Annotated in this window: 15 protein-coding genes, 1 tRNA gene and 1 pseudogene; 8 read left to right on the top strand and 9 right to left on the bottom strand. The window is 28.7% G+C overall.

Features of this window, described 5'->3' with window-relative positions:
• Positions 1 to 11: 11 nt before the first annotated feature.
• From BUA99_RS09995 to BUA99_RS15255, 3 genes are read right to left on the bottom strand one after another with little or no spacing between them, the layout of a single operon-like run.
• Positions 12 to 395: a YchJ family protein gene (locus BUA99_RS09995; RefSeq protein ID WP_072991654.1), complete on the bottom strand. Its 384-nt coding sequence runs from the start codon at positions 393 to 395 to the stop codon at positions 12 to 14.
• A 16-nt stretch (positions 396 to 411) separates the two neighbouring features.
• The gene (locus BUA99_RS09990) at positions 412 to 651 is read right to left on the bottom strand and encodes a hypothetical protein (protein WP_072992114.1); all 240 of its coding nucleotides are present in this window, start codon (positions 649 to 651) and stop codon (positions 412 to 414) included.
• Positions 652 to 662: 11 nt separating this feature from the next.
• Complete coding sequence (locus BUA99_RS15255) at positions 663 to 815, bottom strand: hypothetical protein (RefSeq protein WP_200778662.1); 153 nt, start codon at positions 813 to 815, stop codon at positions 663 to 665.
• 343 nt (positions 816 to 1,158) lie between these two features.
• Between BUA99_RS15255 and BUA99_RS09980 the strand changes: the two genes are divergently transcribed.
• Both BUA99_RS09980 and BUA99_RS09975 read left to right on the top strand, forming a co-directional pair.
• Positions 1,159 to 4,005 carry a PAS domain S-box protein gene (locus BUA99_RS09980; RefSeq protein WP_084673526.1) on the top strand — a complete coding sequence of 949 codons (2,847 nt, stop codon included), beginning with the start codon at positions 1,159 to 1,161 and terminating at the stop codon, positions 4,003 to 4,005.
• Positions 3,999 to 4,394, top strand: coding sequence for a response regulator (locus BUA99_RS09975; protein WP_072991645.1), 396 nt, complete (start codon positions 3,999 to 4,001; stop codon positions 4,392 to 4,394). Before BUA99_RS09980 ends, BUA99_RS09975 begins: the two co-directional genes overlap by 7 nt.
• 28 nt (positions 4,395 to 4,422) lie before the next feature.
• Here BUA99_RS09975 and BUA99_RS09970 read toward each other — a convergent pair whose 3' ends face one another.
• A complete protein-coding gene (locus tag BUA99_RS09970; RefSeq protein WP_072991642.1) occupies positions 4,423 to 4,971 on the bottom strand; it encodes a hypothetical protein in 549 nt (182 codons plus the stop codon).
• Positions 4,972 to 5,063: 92 nt separating this feature from the next.
• On the opposite strand from BUA99_RS09970, the gene BUA99_RS09965 reads away from it, so the two are divergent.
• From BUA99_RS09965 to BUA99_RS09950, 5 genes and pseudogenes are all read left to right on the top strand, one after another.
• The gene (locus tag BUA99_RS09965; RefSeq protein ID WP_072991640.1) at positions 5,064 to 5,309 is read left to right on the top strand and encodes a hypothetical protein; all 246 of its coding nucleotides are present in this window, start codon (positions 5,064 to 5,066) and stop codon (positions 5,307 to 5,309) included.
• A gap of 169 nt (positions 5,310 to 5,478) precedes the next feature.
• Positions 5,479 to 5,919: a KTSC domain-containing protein gene (locus tag BUA99_RS09960; protein WP_072991637.1), complete on the top strand. Its 441-nt coding sequence runs from the start codon at positions 5,479 to 5,481 to the stop codon at positions 5,917 to 5,919.
• Between the two features lie 338 nt (positions 5,920 to 6,257).
• Entirely contained in the window at positions 6,258 to 7,019 is a 762-nt protein-coding gene (locus BUA99_RS09955) for a DUF4369 domain-containing protein (protein ID WP_084673525.1), read from the top strand.
• An 18-nt stretch (positions 7,020 to 7,037) separates the two neighbouring features.
• Positions 7,038 to 7,424: pseudogene (locus tag BUA99_RS14835) on the top strand (TlpA family protein disulfide reductase); the annotation flags it as partial.
• A 174-nt stretch (positions 7,425 to 7,598) separates the two neighbouring features.
• Positions 7,599 to 7,679: transfer RNA gene (locus BUA99_RS09950), tRNA-Tyr, on the top strand.
• Positions 7,680 to 7,930: 251 nt separating this feature from the next.
• Here the strand turns inward: BUA99_RS09950 and BUA99_RS09945 are convergent.
• The 5 genes from BUA99_RS09945 to BUA99_RS09925 form a co-directional block, all read right to left on the bottom strand.
• Positions 7,931 to 8,122 carry a hypothetical protein gene (locus BUA99_RS09945; protein ID WP_072991633.1) on the bottom strand — a complete coding sequence of 64 codons (192 nt, stop codon included), beginning with the start codon at positions 8,120 to 8,122 and terminating at the stop codon, positions 7,931 to 7,933.
• An 18-nt stretch (positions 8,123 to 8,140) separates the two neighbouring features.
• Complete coding sequence (locus tag BUA99_RS09940) at positions 8,141 to 9,541, bottom strand: exopolysaccharide biosynthesis polyprenyl glycosylphosphotransferase (protein ID WP_159430944.1); 1,401 nt, start codon at positions 9,539 to 9,541, stop codon at positions 8,141 to 8,143.
• A gap of 448 nt (positions 9,542 to 9,989) precedes the next feature.
• Positions 9,990 to 12,311: an exopolysaccharide transport family protein gene (locus BUA99_RS09935; protein ID WP_072991630.1), complete on the bottom strand. Its 2,322-nt coding sequence runs from the start codon at positions 12,309 to 12,311 to the stop codon at positions 9,990 to 9,992.
• A gap of 87 nt (positions 12,312 to 12,398) precedes the next feature.
• Positions 12,399 to 13,166, bottom strand: coding sequence for a polysaccharide biosynthesis/export family protein (locus BUA99_RS09930; protein WP_072991627.1), 768 nt, complete (start codon positions 13,164 to 13,166; stop codon positions 12,399 to 12,401).
• 172 nt (positions 13,167 to 13,338) lie between these two features.
• On the bottom strand, positions 13,339 to 14,085 hold the full coding sequence (locus tag BUA99_RS09925; RefSeq protein ID WP_072991625.1) for a glycosyltransferase family 2 protein: 747 nt from the start codon (positions 14,083 to 14,085) through the stop codon (positions 13,339 to 13,341).
• Between the two features lie 1,222 nt (positions 14,086 to 15,307).
• Between BUA99_RS09925 and BUA99_RS15115 the strand changes: the two genes are divergently transcribed.
• Positions 15,308 to 15,460, top strand: coding sequence for a hypothetical protein (locus tag BUA99_RS15115; RefSeq protein WP_159430943.1), 153 nt, complete (start codon positions 15,308 to 15,310; stop codon positions 15,458 to 15,460).
• Positions 15,461 to 16,146 lie beyond the last annotated feature (686 nt).

Raw genomic sequence — 16,146 nt, 5'->3', positions numbered from 1 at the left:
AAGTAAATAGTTTAATCAAAAAAATCTCCACTTACGTAAAACCAAGTTTCATTTTCAAAGATAAAGTGGCTAAATTCGTGATGAATTTTTGAACAATGTTCTGCATTTAAAAAGTATGCCTTAAATTCAACGGTTTTCTCAGTGGCCTTTAAAATTTCTAGTTTTATCCATTTATTGCTTTGTGACCAATTTAGAATTTCTTCCATTGAATAATATTTTCTTTGAGATCTGTGTGTGGTTGCTAAGAGGTACTCAATATTTTGAATAGCGTACGCTGAATACCTAGATCGCATCAAAGCTTCCGCTGTTTTTGCTTTTTTCGAAAAGTTAATAACAGGTTTACAACATCCTTCAAAATTTTTAGCGGATCCGCAATAACAATAAGCTGTATTCATTTAATAAGTGATGTCATTATTTAGTAATTGATTGTCCATTGAGACCTACAATGCGCTGATGTAATTGATTCAATAATACTTGATACCTACTAACTTCTTTTAAATCCTCATTGTCATCAGCAAAATCTAACAATTCATCTAAATCTTCACTCACTTCAACTAACTTATCATTTGCTTTTTTAGCATTTTTTTCAGTGATTAAATCAATTATTTCTTGAACTCCTTTTTTAATTTCGTCAAATTTATTTTTTTCCATCATACAGTATTTTAGCTATTCTTAGTACTATTATTTTCATTAAACTTCTTTACAATTTGCTTCAATTTTTCTTTACGAATTACCTCTGCTTCTTTCACTTTGTCTTGAGCTTTATGTAATTTGTCGTTATGCTTTTTTATATTTCGTTCATTATTTCGTCCCATACTATTTAAATTTATTGTTTATCAAGGTTGTTTTGGTGCAAAGTTCGCGATATTAATGAAATTTTAAAAAAAAATTCAAATAAATATAAATTTGTTAGTTCTCTATTCTGTTATAACTTGTTTTTTTACTAAAACATTTGAAAATAATTTATTGGGCACGCTAAAAAGATGTGTGTAAACAATAATTTTGCTTCATAAAAACAATACAACTTTATAGATAATGCCCAAGCAAACGTTAGGTTAAAGTAAGTAATTTTACTTTTTCTAATATAAATTTTACTTTTTAAAATATTTTTTCTATATTTATTGACAGGCTTTTTTTCTACAATTAACTTTTTAATAAATGAGGTCGGAAATAACACACAGCAAATTTATGAAATGGTTTTTCCGCAGGCCTAAATCAACAGGATTTCTAATATTCTTATTTTTAAGCTGGACTGTCGGTTTTACAGTTTTTCAACTGTATAAACTCAATCAAGAAAATGAGCAGCGGGAAATGAATACTATTTTGCAAGTGGTACGACAAAATATTGAGCATTCATTAAAAAATTGTTATACCACCACTCTTACTTTAGCGCTTATAATTGATGCTACCGGTAAACCTCAAAACTTTGAAAAAATTGCAAATAGTTTATTACTGTCAAATCCTACAATAGATGCAGTACAATTATCTCCAGAAGGAATTTTAAAATACATTTATCCTTTGAAGGGTAACGAAGCTGCTCTAAATTTAAATCTTTTAACATATTCAACTACTAAAAAAGACGCATTAAAATCTATTTCAACACAAAAAATGTATTTTGCAGGTCCTGATAAATTAAAACAAGGAGGTGTTGGAATTATTGGAAGGTTTCCCGTCTTTAAAAATGATAAGTTTTGGGGCTTTTCCTCAATTATTATCAAATTAAACAAGCTATTACAATCATCAGGAATAGAAAATGTAGATAATTCAAAATATTTTTTTCAGTTTTCCAAATTTCAATTAGACGATCAAAAAGAGATATTTTTTCTTAATAACAAAACTAATTTTTCCGATCATTACAGTGTTTCTACAAAAATTCCCGATGGAGACTGGAAACTTTATATTGTGGCTAAAAAGCATAAATATTTGACAGCCGAAATTATATTTCCCGCAATGGTAGGCATACTTCTCTCTGCCTTATTTGGTTTTTTGATAACTACTCTCTTATTAATGCCGAAGAAATTACGATCGTTAGTGAAAGTTCAGGCAGAAAAAATATTAAGTTCAGAAATTAAATTTCGAGCTATTTTTGATCAAGCAGCGGTAGGAATCGCTCATATTTGCTCTCACACAGGAAAATTTATTGAGATTAATAATCAGTATTGTCATTTAGTAGAATACAGTCAAGATGAAATGAGAAATTTAAATTTTCAAAATATCACTCATCCAGATGATTTAGAACAAGATTTATTCTATTTTAAACAATTAAAAAATGGCGAAATCAAAAATTACGTTATGGAGAAAAGGTTAATTACCAAACTTGGCCATACTATTTGGGTTAATCTTACGGTTTCACCAGTACTTAAAAGTGATAAATCTTTCAGTAAACATATTGCTATTATTGAGGACATTTCTGAAAAAAAAGAAAATGAAAAACTAATTATAAAAAGCGAAGCTAGATTCAAAAGTTTATTCGAGGACTCCCCTATTCCTTTATGGGAAGAGGATTTTTCTCATGTTAAAACTTATCTTACTGATCTCGATTTAATTGCTAAGCCTATTGCTGAAGTTAATCAGTTTTTATCAAATAATCCAAATGTTGCAAGGAACTGCATAAACTTGGTAAAAATTATTGATATTAATAACATGAGTTTAGTTTTATATAAATCTAAGACTAAAAAGGAAATTACATCAGGGTTGTATCAAATTATTGATGAAGTTGCCATATCAGACTTTTTAAAAATCATAATAGCAATTACGCAAGGTATTCCATTTGTTAATTTTGATACTAAGATAAAAACCACCCACGGCGATTATCGCGATGTCGATTTTAGATGGAGTGCAATCAAAGGTTATGAAAATTCATTGGAAAGGATAATTATTTCTACGGAAGATATCACAGATCGAAAAAACTCAGAAAAAACTATTATTGAATCAAAATTGCGTGTACAATCGCTTATTGATACTGTAGATGGTATTGTTTGGGAATGCGATATTCAGACCTTTAATTTTAATTTTATAAGTCAAAAAGTAGAAAAAATATTAGGATATACTCCCGAAGAATGGTTGAAATCACCAAATTTTTGGATGGATCATATTTACGAGGATGATAGAAAATATATTCAAAATTATTACGATATACAAAATACCGGAATGATAAACCATAATTTTGAATATCGAATGTTTGCTAAAGACGGCTCAATAGTTTGGCTAAGAGATATAGTAAACATTATTATCGAGGATGGTAGGCCTACAAATTTACGAGGTATAATGATTGATATAACTAAAAATAAAGAAGCTGAGAAAGACTTAAATGCTTCATTTGAATTAGTCTCTGAACAAAACAAAAGACTCTTAAATTTTTCCTATATTGTTTCGCATAATTTAAGATCACACACTAGCAATATTGCATCTATTGTTGAGCTTATAGAATCATCAAAATCTGAGCATGAAAGAGAGGAAATGATTCAACTATTAAAAACAGTTTCTAACTCACTTACTGAGACCATGCTGCACTTAAATGAAGTCATAAATATTAGAACAAATATTAACCTATCCTCAGAACCATTATATTTATTTCAATATATCAATGTGGTAATTAATGTATTGTGTAAGCAAATACACAGTAATAATGTAGAGATAATAAATAAAATTCCCGAAAATTGTGTCATTAATTATAATCCAGCGTATTTAGAAAGTGTCTTATACAATATTATTTCTAACTCCATTCGTTATCGTCATCCTTCCCGCAAACCTGTAATTTGTCTAAGCTTAAGTTATGAAGATAATTTTAAAATTTTAAAAATTTCTGATAATGGCATAGGAATTGACCTTGTGAAAAATGCAGATAAAATTTTTGGGATGTACAAAACGTTCACGAACCATGTCGATTCTAAAGGAATAGGACTGTTTATTACAAAAAATCAAATTGATGCTATGGGAGGATCTATTACCGTTGAAAGCGAGCCCGATATTGGAACAACATTCAAAATTTTTATTCGATGCTAAAAAAAGAAATCTGGATAATTGATGATGATGGCATTTATCAAATTATTGCAAAAAAAATAATTCAGAGATCAGAATTGTTTTCAAAAATTTCTTCCTTTAAAAATGGACAGGAAGCGTTTGACAACTTATTTGCAGCTATTGAAAAAGGAGCAAGCTTACCAGATATAATTTTATTAGACATCAACATGCCAATAATGGATGGTTGGGAATTTATGGAGGAAATAATCAAGTTAGAGTCTAGATATCTAAAAGATATTGCTGTTTATATAGTTAGCTCATCAATTGCAGTAGAAGATAAAAACAAGTCGAAAACTTACTTTAATATTTTAGGTTACCTGTCCAAGCCTTTAACATTAAATGACCTTGAGTTAATTGCACATAATCATTAAAGACTGCTTAAGTTGAGAATAAAAAAAATTATGATGTATATATCCTTTTTACCTCCTCTAAAGTTTTATTCGAGTAAATTAATTCTGTAATAATTTTTTCTCTTAAAAATTCAATATCATAGCTCTGATAGTATTGAGCCCAAGATGTTAAATTTAATAAATTTCGGATTTGCTTAATTCGTTTAGTAGTCTCGAAACTGGTTCTAAGAACTGCCTCATGATCATATGTAGGATTATTTTTATGTTGATATTTTACTGTTTTTTTGGCAAAATTCACTTCAATATAATAAAGTTGCTCTACTGTATTGTCTGGATAAAATGTGTCCCAAGAAGCATAACCCAATTTTAATTTTGTGTCAGATTCTATTTCTAATGGCTCTAAACGCCATTTACTATTTGCTAAGCGTCCCCAATGGTTGGATATTCGATACATTCCAGCTGTAGTGTAGTAATACTTACTACCCGCTTTACTTTCAAACTGAACTTTTAAGCCGGCAATGATTGAGATCGGCATTTCACTGAAAACACAAAAAGTATGTTTAAATGAATTAGGGCTTGGTCTAAAAATATCTTTCATGTTGCAAAAGTAATCAGTACAAAGTAATTACAAAAAGAATAGAATAAAAATTGATTAACTTTGCAGACAGAATTATTAAAATACATAGTACTATGACTAAAGAATTAGAAGAGAGAAGGTTACAAAAAGGAGTTTTTACTGGAATAATGGAAAAAGATGAAAATAATAACTTTTTCTGTGGTGAATATCTTTTAGATTATAAAATGGCTACTAAATATGCACTTGGAGAATGGATCACGATCAAGTCTATAATAGAAAATCCAAGTGATATTAGTTATAACAAGTATCCTAAAAAATCAAAGAATTTTGATAAGGCAAATAATAAGCCGCAGCAATAGTTTTAAATGATTTTCATTGTTACTGTAATTGTAATACAATTTTTTATTTAAAAATTATATTTAACAAAAATAATTAGAAATAAAAAAAGTGTACCTTTGCAAAAAATTTGTCGATTTTGAAATCTTATTACACTGATTTTATATTAAAAGACAAGTAGTTACCATATTTATGAAAAAAATAGTTGAATACCGCAAATTGCTTAATGTAGATAAAACTGCAGAACTTAAAGATTTAAAAACCATTTATCGCAACGCAATGAAAGAAGCGCATCCCGATAAATTTCAAGGCGACGATGAAGGACTAAAAGTAGCCGAAGAAAATAGTAAAAAAATTATTGAGGCTTATCACTTTCTAGTTAGTATAAATCCTGAAACTATAAAAGCAAACTTACCGGAGTATACTGAAACAATTTCTACGTCAACAATTTCGGATTATAAATTTGTAGAAGGACGTTTAATTGTAAACTTTTCGAACGGAAGTGTTTACGAATATATTAGTGTGCCAAAGGCTACCTATGTAAAAATGGTAAATGCAGAATCTCCTGGTAGATTTGCAAAACGACATATTCTAAATGCATTTACGTGGAGAAAGACAATCAACCAAGATTAATTGTTTGTTAACAAGAAAATTTAAGCATCCTAAATTAGGATGCTTTTTTGTTTGTGCACAAATGAATATAAAGAGTTATATTTTTTTATAAATTGAGCTGCAGTAGATGCGAAAAATTTTTATATCACAAATCATTTATACTATAACTTAGTGATTGATTTTCAATGAGTTAAGCAGGCTGATAAAAGTATAATTTGAACTGATTAACTGTTGTATTAAAATAAATAAAATTAATCCTTTTAAACAGAAAATTATAACAAAATTTTAAGTTTAAAAAATAATTGTATCTTAATAAATTTAAATACTTTTGCACTCTTAACTCAATTAACTAATTAATAATGAAAAAAATTATTTTATTACTTTCGGCAGCCGTGGTTCTAATTTCTTGTAACAAAGTTGGCAAAGACGAGTACATCATTTCAGGAACTGCAACGGGGATTGAAAATGGTAAAACAATCATCTTAGAGACACAAGATGAAAACGGTATGGGATTGCTTGCTAAAGACACTGTGAAGGTGGAAAACGGAAAATTTGAAATGAAAGGTAAAATCACAGAGCCTACATTTTATACAATTCAATTAGAAGGAGCACAGGCTAAAATACCTTTCATATTAGAAAATGGTGAAGTAACTATTGCGATTAATAAAGATAGTATTCAAAAATCGAAAGTTTCTGGGACTTATAATAATGACGAGTATGTTACTTTCAATGAGGAAATTACAAAAGTTCAAAAGAAACTTATGGATTTTCAAACTAAAAACATGGAAACAATGAATATTGCTCAACAAAGCAAAGATACAGCTGTTATCAATGGGTTGATGAAAGAATTCAATACATTACAAGAAGAAGTAGGAAATGCTTCAAAAGCAAAATATCTTACTTATGCTGAATCTCATCCAAAATCATTTATTTCTGCATTAATAATTCAAGGTATGTTAAATGATCCATCTGCAGATGTTTCAAAATCTGAAAAATTATACAATAGCTTAGATGAATCATTAAAAAACACAAAACCAGGTAAGGCTATTAAAACTAAACTTGCGGAAATGAAAGCACCTGCGGCTGTTGGAGCTACTGCCCCAACAACTGACGGTAAGTGAAGAGCAGATTTTTCAGCTCCTAATCCTGATGGTAAAATCATTTCCTTAAAAGAAAGTTTAGGAAAAGTAACAATTGTAGATTTTTGGGCTTCCTGGTGTGGTCCATGTCGTCAAGAAAATCCCAATGTTGTCGCAATTTACAAAGAATTACATAGTAAAGGACTTAACATTATAGGAGTTTCTTTAGATAAAGACAAGTCTAAATGGAAGGAAGCAATTGCAAAAGATAAGTTGACTTGGAATCAAGTTTCAAATTTAAAATTTTGGGATGAGCCGATTGCAGCGCAATACAAAGTAGAATCTATTCCAGCCACATTTATTCTTGATGCATCAGGAAATGTAGTAGCAAAAGATTTGAGAGGTGATGCACTTAGGGCTAAAATTATTGAACTATTAGCAAAATAAACTCTTCTCTTATTATAAAAATCAAATCTCCCTAGTGGAGATTTTTTTTATTTTATTCACTACCAATACGTTAAAAATAATAGTAAAATTAAGTGTAAATTTTGTTTGCAAAAACAAAAACAGTTTCTATATTTGCACCGCTAACAACAACAAGTTGTTGTACTCAAAGGCTTAGGGGAGATACTCAAGCGGCCAACGAGGGCAGACTGTAAATCTGCTGTGTAAACTTCGCAGGTTCGAATCCTGCTCTCCCCACTAAAACGCTACAAGTAATTGTAGCGTTTTTTTTATGATTTGAAATTTGTAATTAAAACTTATTTTAAAATATTTACTTTAATTAAAAATTAAAGTAAATTAATAATAAAATGTAATTGCAAGTTATCGAATCAATAATTTTAAAATATTACGTGTAATACTTTTCTAATTTAAAATTGAAAGTAGAAAAGGACTATTTTTTTAATTTCCTTTTTTATTACAACATTATAATTAAAAAATAGTTAATCCAACTATCCAGCTCTTAAATGTGCAGTCTCTGATGTCTTGATATTTTTAGTCTTGTCGTACATTTTAAGGAAGCGATCTAATTGCTTCTTTTGGAGTGTATATCTGGTGTAATATTTATACAATTCTTTCCCAACAAGAAAGGCTGTCACAGAAATTCCTGTGACTAAACCCATAAGGTAGTTTGTAATATCCATAATTTTTAAATTTTAAATTTAAAAGGCGTTTTCATCTCCTTTTATTGTTACTATTATTGTTAAAAAGCAAATTTTAAGATCTTTTATTATACTCCACGACTGAACGTACTGTATATCAGTACTTACTCTGCGTTTCATATCCGATACTTTTTTAGTTTCGCCTCTCAGACCAGAAACTTGTGCTAAACCAGTTATACCGGGCTTTACAAGATGGCGAACCATAAAATTATCAATATGACAAATATAATCCAATGTATGTTTGATCATATGAGGGCGAGGTCCCACAACACTCATATCTCCCATTAGCACATTCATAAACTGTGGCATTTCATCTAAGCTTGTTCTACGGAGGAACTTTCCTATTGGAGTTACTCTTGCATCTTCTTTTTTAGCTTGCTCACCTTCATCATTATTATTTATATACATACTGCGAAACTTATAACAGTAAAATGAATCATTCTTAATTCCAGTTCGCAGCTGTTTAAATAGGACAGGACCTTTACTTTGCTTCTTGATGAAATAAGCAATTACAGGGTACAACCATGACATTATTAAAATAAGTACTAAACTGCTAAAAACAACATCAAATACTCGTTTAATTAATCTGTTATAGGCATTCTGCAATGGCTCATATCGCGGATTAATTACATGAAAATTATTTAAATGGCTAGAATTAAAATTCCTTTTCGAAATCAATGAGAAATCAGGAACAAATTTTAGACGCATACAGTGCTTATCACCAAGCAAAAAGAAATGATTTAAATCTTCTATTAATTCTGGATTAGAAACAATATAGAGTTCATTAATATTGCTCAAATTTGCATTTTCAATTGCTTCTGAAAGCCCGGTGTTAAATTCATGCTTGTTTATATAATTTTCTTTTGAATTTTCATCGAGAATACCAACAAAATCAATAAAAAACGAATTACTTTCTAAATGAGAAGCTAATTCAATACTTGTTTTATTAAAGCCCCAAATAGCAACTCGATAGGGTTTAAAAAAAGAGCCTTTGCTTTTTTCTCTAAAAAATGTAAATAATACTCTGGACAGTAAAAAATAAACTAATAAAAAACTTAAAGAAAACAAATTTGCTTTGCTCCCAAATCTTGATGTCAGATCATCATGAAATATAAAAATATAACTATGCCAAAGAATACGCTGTGTAAAAAACGATCGCCAACTATTGCGAAAAAAATCTTCTAAACTAAAAAGAACGTCTACTCTATATAATTTAAAGTAGGTAACAGAAAACAACCAACTTAAAACTGCTATTGCGATCAATTTATCAAGGATCAAAGAATTCCAGCTATTTGTAACTTCGTTTGTTAAATTCAAAAAAATTACAGTTCCTAGGACCATTGCGACCATATCAGCAATAGCGCAACAAAAAATAAAGGTTAATTTATGTCTATTTCGCATTTTTTCAATCATTTAAATAAATAGTAGATCAATGCTCCAATTAAACTTCCTACTATTCCAAAACAAACATTAAATAGGATAGGAATTTTTTTTGTGAATAAAAAACTAACTCGCTTCAAATACCTTAACATCTACAATTAAATATTTACAAAAAAATTAAATTATTTAAGACTCTTTTCTCTAGTTTTTATGATGGATGTATAATTTTAAAATAAAACTAAAAGCAAGTAAAAAAATCATTGTAAGTAAATGATAACAATTAGTACTCAAATTTAAAATCTATTGTAGTACGTAATTCTCATTTCTAAATCTAGACTCTAATTAGCTGCGAAAAATTAAAACCAACATTAATTAATGAAATTAATAGTGCTACGATACCTTTATCAGTTGTATGCTGATATTTACTTTAATTTTTTTTTGACTTCACTTTTTAACTACTATGCTAATCCTACGTAAACTTATACCATGGCTTCTTCAGATTTAGCTCTTGATACTGGTAATTATAATCTTGACCATAGCCATATCCGTATGCTTTTTTCATGTTCACCGAATTAATTACAATACCCACATTTTTTAATTGTTCTTTATTTATAAAATTATTTACCTTTCCTAGACTACTTTTATCTGTGTAATCATACTTTACTACAAATACGGTAACATCCGCCAAATGGCTTAAATTTAGTGTGTCAGATACCATTTGCACTGGAGCTGTATCTAATATGACGTAATCGTAAATTTGCTTAGCCTCGTCAATCAACCTTTCAAAATTCGAATTAGTTAATAATTGCGTTGGATTAGGTGGTATTTCACCGGCAATTAACACATCAAGATTATTAGAAAAGCTAGTTTCTTTTTTTAAAAATCCTTTCCAATCTTCATTTTTATTAGATAAATAATCAGTGAGACCCGAATTATTTCGATCTACGTTAAAATAATCATGTAATTGAGGATTTCTTAAGTCAACTCCTATTAACAATACCTTTTTATTTAAGTTACTTATTGAAATTGCAGTATGAAACGCACAAAATGATTTTCCTTCACCTTGTATTGATGATGTAAACATGATAATTTTTCCTGCATAATCTTTTTTTGTTTGAATCAAGTAAGAAATATTTGAAACCAGGGAACGAGTCGCCTCTGCAATTAACGAACGCGAATTTGCTGTATTATCTAGTTTTTCATCTGAACTAATTTTAGGAATGTAACCAAGCATAGGCACATTTAGTAGTACTTTCTGTAAATCTTCTTCATTATGTATTTTAGTATCAAGAGATAATTTTGAATATATAATTCCAAATGGAATTAGTACACCAAACAATAAAGATCCTAACATAAATGATTTTGGTTGAGGAAATATCGCTGAATAATTAGTTTCTGGATAATTTAAAATTTGCATATTTGATTCTAAAATTGCTCCATTTAAAACTGCTTCTTCTCGTTTTTGCAGCAATGCTAAATACGTTTCTTCCTTCATACTAAGATCGCTATTAATATTACCTAAAATTTTATCCTTTGTAGGGATGCTTTTAGCTTTTGATGTGGCGATATTTTGTTCGGATGTATTAAACTTGTTTGTTTGATTTAAAAAATTCAAATAACCTTCTAAAGTATTTAGTATTTCCTGCTTTTGAATCTTCAATTGAGTCATCAGACTTATATAAGAAGGATTATTCTTTTGAGCTCTTTGTAAAATTATTTCACTTTCCATAAGCCTTGAATTGTAATTCAAAAGCATTTGATTAACAGTAGGTGCCTCCAAATTATAATCTGTTCCTAAAGAATAACTATTCGAGGATTTTTTAATATCACTTATTGCAAATTTGGTAAGTGAAATTTGCTTTTGATTGAGATTATAATTGTCACTTTTAAGACTTCTTTGTGCGGTTTTTTCGACGATATAATTATCCATAACTAAAATATCATTTTTTTGTAAGAATTTTTCTTTGACACTCTGAATGGAATCTTTTTCCTTATTAAAACTTTTTATTCTCTGATTTAAGTAGGTAACAGTGTTTATGAATGATTTTTGCTTATTACTAACTATTTGATTATTTAATAAGGTAATTATTTCATTTAAAATTTTTCTTGATCTTACTGGATTTGATCCGATATGATTAATTTCTATTGTTCCTTTAGATTCTTGATCAGACAAAACAATAAGCGATGATTTCAAATTTTTTAGTGCAACCTGTGTTGGTTCAATAGTGATCTTATATTCGCTGTCATAAAAATTTGATGGATTACTGATCGCTGTGGGAGATAAACGAATTTCAAAAGGTAACCCTAAAGTAGATTGTTTTCCTTCGTAACCAATTATATTATAAATCTTTTCATTCTCTATATTTGTTATAATAAAACCTTTACTGCCAATTTTGATATCATAAGAGGCTTGTGGAAGTGAATCTATAGATATTATTGGACTAATAATGAAAGGTACCTTTTTGACAAAGTTATTATGTACGGTAAGTGATTTTTGGTAATAACTTATATTCAAATTTGTCTTTTTTACAATTTTTAATAAAAATTCATTAGACATTATTAACCGGATCTCATCCTCTAAGTTTTCATCATTACTTTTTTGATCTGTACTGATTGTAATAATTTTTGATTTGTCTTCTTGTTTTTTATCTAAAAAAATCATTGCTAAAGTTTGGTAGGTTGGTGGTACCATTTTTATGTAAACAAATGCAGCACCAAGGCATATCAGTAAACTAAGTACAAACCAAGGCCAGTAAATAAAATATTTTAAGAATTCTTTTTTAAAATCCATGATTATTTGAAGATTTGAAATATTAATTAGATCAAACAATAAATGAGCTCTGTTTCTACTTTAAAAACCTTCATTGTAAAAAGGTTCTTATCTTACGATCAATATTATAAGTGCTGCTGTGGAGATAGCTAATCCAAAAATCTGTAATGGATCTTTGATTACTCCTCCGCTGTTAGCTTTTAATTTATTTGGTTTAACCACAATTACATCATTTTGCCTAATTCGGAAATCTGGATTAGACATCCATGATGAAGTGGTCAAATCTATATGATACACTACTCGTTTTCCGTCTAATTCCCTGATTAAAATAATATCCGTTCGAATTGCTGAATACGTTAAATCTCTCGCGAGTCCTATTGCATCGAGTAAGCTTATTGATTCCTCAGTAAAAGATATTACACCAGGTACATTTACTTCTCCTAAGATTGTAAACTTATTATTAACCACTCGAACTTGAACTGTAGGATTTATTAAATATCCTTCGGAGATTAATCGATCCTTTATTTTTTTTTCTAAATTAGTTGGTGTCAAGCCAGTGACTTCAACTCCATTTAATATGGGCATAGTAATTTCTCCCTTCGGAGTGACTAAATAACCTGTTAATTTCATCATCTCTACTGACATTTGAGAATTCGAAGCAGAATAATTTCTGTTAAATGGTGCAGCAACAATCGGATTCAAATCACTAATTTCAATATTCAAAATATCATTAGGTTGTATTTTCGTAGATGCGTAATTTAGTGGAGAATTTACATTTTTATCTAAATCTTGCAAATAGAGCATTTCTTTTCTAGTCGTACAAGATTGTAGCATCATCACTGCAATTAAAATTATAAAAGGGAAGTTACTTCTCATGATCTTTTTTTATATTTAGCACTTAAAAACACAGTTTTTTAGTATAGTTTATTGTTGTTAACTTGCACATTATTTTTGTAGATAATATTATTTCATTACTAAATGCACAAAAGTTTGAAGTAGTATTTTCAATAGGTTAAAATTATTACCTGTTTATTATTATACTTTTTTGCTAATGTTGTAAATATTGTTTTAACGCGATCGTTTTTTTTAGAAATACTGCTTGAAATGCAATTAGACCGTGTGACTTGTAAATGTTATAATCTTCACATAAAACTTTAAAGACACTTTTTAAATTTGTACTCATTCCTCCCATTCTCATTTTAACAATATAGGAATTGATATAACTCATTTTAACTTGATACTTAAATAAATATCGTAGAAGAAAATCTGTGTCAGATGCAATCTTAAAATCAAGGTTATAAAAACCTATTTTATTAATTACTGACCTTTTAATATAAACGGTAGGATGCAAAGGCAACCATCCTTTTTTTAATTTATTAATATTATAGTTACCTCCTATTCTACTTCTAATAATTCGTTCTTTTTCATTATTTGAAACATAAACTCCATTTCCATAAACGCCATCAATACTTTTATCTATTATGAAGCGTGATACAATTTTATCAATTGCAGTGTTATCATAAAATTCATCATCTGAATGCATTAAACCTACTATATCACCTGTCGCTACTTTTAACCCCTTGTTTATAGCATCATACATACCGTTATCATGTTCTGATACATAATAACTTAATTTATCTCTGTAAGACTCAATAACTTTTTTTGTTCCGTCTGTTGAATTACCATCAATAATAATATACTCAATATTTGCATAGTTTTGCCCTAGAACACTTTGTATCGCTTTTTCAATAGTATCTTTGCGATTGTAGCATACAGTTATTATCGATACTTTCATTATACTATTTATTTATAAGATTTAAACTTAGATACATTTCAAGTTTTACGGTAGAATTGTACATTTGGCTCTAAATACAGAAGCGTATTAAGAAATCTAATTTTAGAAAAGTCATAAATCTTCCGTACATTACCTTACAAAAAAAAGAAAAACTTTTCACTATTAAATGCATTTTCTTTATATAGCTGTAATAATCGATAAACAGCATATTTTCAATAATAACTTATTAATTTCAAGATTAATATCGCTAAACATTTCACAATAAAATTGAAATAGTATAAATCATTATGATAATTCTTTAGAAGTCAAAATTTAACATAAACACGTAATTTATCTTAAAATAAACTGATTTAAAAATAGTCTAGCATTACAGTTAAAGATTAAATTTTAAATTATTCTATCCTGCGCTCTATTATTGTTTTTTGAAAATTTGCCTTGACCATATCAAAACGAAATTGTTAAGTTTGTTTTAATTTATGGGTAAAAAAAACTTTTCTCTCCATACAATTTGAATAAAAAGTACTAATTCATAAATAATTAAAAATAATACTTGAATAAAACAAATAAATATATAGTAAGTCCAAAAATTCGAACAATATAGATCGACTGCCTGAGATGAAAATAAAACCTTTAATTAGCCTTATTATGTCAAGTATAAGAAAAACTTCCGGGAATGATTTCTAAGCAAAATTTATTTTGGAAGCCTTGAAAGAGATAGATGCCATCTAGGTATTACAAAAAAAATACGATTTACTGTCCAATCAAATTTCAATGTGAAAGGAGAAAGCTATACGGGATCTTTTTGCGATTTTTTATGTAGAAAAAGCGCTTGTTTCTAAAGATGAAATTCCAGCAGACAAACTCTCTCCTGGAATAGGTAAGCTGACTTTGGAGAATCATTTTTTAAGAAAAAGTCTGGATTGGTCTGCATCAATGCGCGAGTAAAATGGTCGATACCCACAATAACGGGAGTATTGTCAAACAATGTCGATTATTAGAAACTCATCGCAGCAGTCTTTATTATAAACCAAAATAGGAAAGTTTAGAGAACTTGAAAATACTGCAACTACTAGACCAAAAGTATTTTAATCCTCTATTTTATGGCTTTAGGAAACTCATGTTCTAGCTTAACGATTTAGGTTTTAAAGTGAATCGTAAACCGGCAAAACGTTTGATGGAAATCATCAATTGACAAACTATTTATAGAGAACCTAAAACAACAATGAGTAAGAAATATCTCTATTTAATCAAAGGTTTGAAGATTACCCGTACAAATCAGTGGTGGGCAACACATATCACCTCTATTCTTACCGCAAAAGGACATGAATATTTGACTGCAATTTTAGATTTGCATTCAAGATTTATTTTGAACTAGAGCGTAAGCAACGCAATAAGTGTTGATTGGTGTGCTTATTTTTTGCAAAAAAGTATATAAAAATGCGATGTGTCCCAAATTTTCAATACAGATTAAGAAAGTCAATAATCCAATAAGTTTAACACTAATGTACTATTAAACAATGGAATATAAATTTTTATAGACAGTAAAGGACGGGCTATTGATAACATTTTATAGAGAAATTAGGTAAGACTATCAAATAAGAGAATCTATATTTACAAGCACATACTGATCACGTCATACCATTTAGAGGACTAAAAGATTGTTTTTATAATACGCAACAACTTCATCGGTGCGTAAACTATAAAATGCCTTCTAATAATTTTTATAAAAAAGAGGTGGCGTAAAATCAAAGGGATTGCAACTACGCTTATTTTAAGCAACATTATTATTTTTGGATTAAGAAAAACGCTTTTAACAAATTATTAAATAATTTCATCAAAAGCGTTTGTTATTTTAGCGATATTTTTAAAGATCTTATTTTGACTTATTAAGAGCTTATACAACGGAAATTAGATAAGCACTATTGTTTTCTACGTTATTTTGAGTATTCTCTTTAGATTGGTGTAAAAAATAGTCATTACTCTTGCATTCGCATTGATACTAGTCTAATTAATTTCGTTTTATCATATCCAAATACGTTTTTTAATTCTCTATTTTTTGCC

The organism is Flavobacterium segetis (genome assembly GCF_900129575.1).
In the GTDB taxonomy this organism is placed as follows: domain Bacteria; phylum Bacteroidota; class Bacteroidia; order Flavobacteriales; family Flavobacteriaceae; genus Flavobacterium; species Flavobacterium segetis.
Note: the sequence above shows the minus strand (reverse complement) of the source record. Positions and strands in the feature narration are given on the sequence as shown.

What these genes read in the sequence shown, in the direction of transcription:
- BUA99_RS09995 (WP_072991654.1), bottom strand. Translation starts at nt 395, where the DNA reads ATGAATACAGCTTATTGTTATTGCGGATCCGCTAAAAATTTTGAAGGA.
- BUA99_RS09990 (WP_072992114.1), bottom strand. Translation starts at nt 651, where the DNA reads ATGGAAAAAAATAAATTTGACGAAATTAAAAAAGGAGTTCAAGAAATA.
- BUA99_RS15255 (WP_200778662.1), bottom strand. Translation starts at nt 815, where the DNA reads ATGGGACGAAATAATGAACGAAATATAAAAAAGCATAACGACAAATTA.
- BUA99_RS09980 (WP_084673526.1), top strand. Translation starts at nt 1,159, where the DNA reads ATGAGGTCGGAAATAACACACAGCAAATTTATGAAATGGTTTTTCCGC.
- BUA99_RS09975 (WP_072991645.1), top strand. Translation starts at nt 3,999, where the DNA reads ATGCTAAAAAAAGAAATCTGGATAATTGATGATGATGGCATTTATCAA.
- BUA99_RS09970 (WP_072991642.1), bottom strand. Translation starts at nt 4,971, where the DNA reads ATGAAAGATATTTTTAGACCAAGCCCTAATTCATTTAAACATACTTTT.
- BUA99_RS09965 (WP_072991640.1), top strand. Translation starts at nt 5,064, where the DNA reads ATGACTAAAGAATTAGAAGAGAGAAGGTTACAAAAAGGAGTTTTTACT.
- BUA99_RS09960 (WP_072991637.1), top strand. Translation starts at nt 5,479, where the DNA reads ATGAAAAAAATAGTTGAATACCGCAAATTGCTTAATGTAGATAAAACT.
- BUA99_RS09955 (WP_084673525.1), top strand. Translation starts at nt 6,258, where the DNA reads ATGAAAAAAATTATTTTATTACTTTCGGCAGCCGTGGTTCTAATTTCT.
- BUA99_RS09945 (WP_072991633.1), bottom strand. Translation starts at nt 8,122, where the DNA reads ATGGATATTACAAACTACCTTATGGGTTTAGTCACAGGAATTTCTGTG.
- BUA99_RS09940 (WP_159430944.1), bottom strand. Translation starts at nt 9,541, where the DNA reads ATGCGAAATAGACATAAATTAACCTTTATTTTTTGTTGCGCTATTGCT.
- BUA99_RS09935 (WP_072991630.1), bottom strand. Translation starts at nt 12,311, where the DNA reads ATGGATTTTAAAAAAGAATTCTTAAAATATTTTATTTACTGGCCTTGG.
- BUA99_RS09930 (WP_072991627.1), bottom strand. Translation starts at nt 13,166, where the DNA reads ATGAGAAGTAACTTCCCTTTTATAATTTTAATTGCAGTGATGATGCTA.
- BUA99_RS09925 (WP_072991625.1), bottom strand. Translation starts at nt 14,085, where the DNA reads ATGAAAGTATCGATAATAACTGTATGCTACAATCGCAAAGATACTATT.
- BUA99_RS15115 (WP_159430943.1), top strand. Translation starts at nt 15,308, where the DNA reads ATGAGTAAGAAATATCTCTATTTAATCAAAGGTTTGAAGATTACCCGT.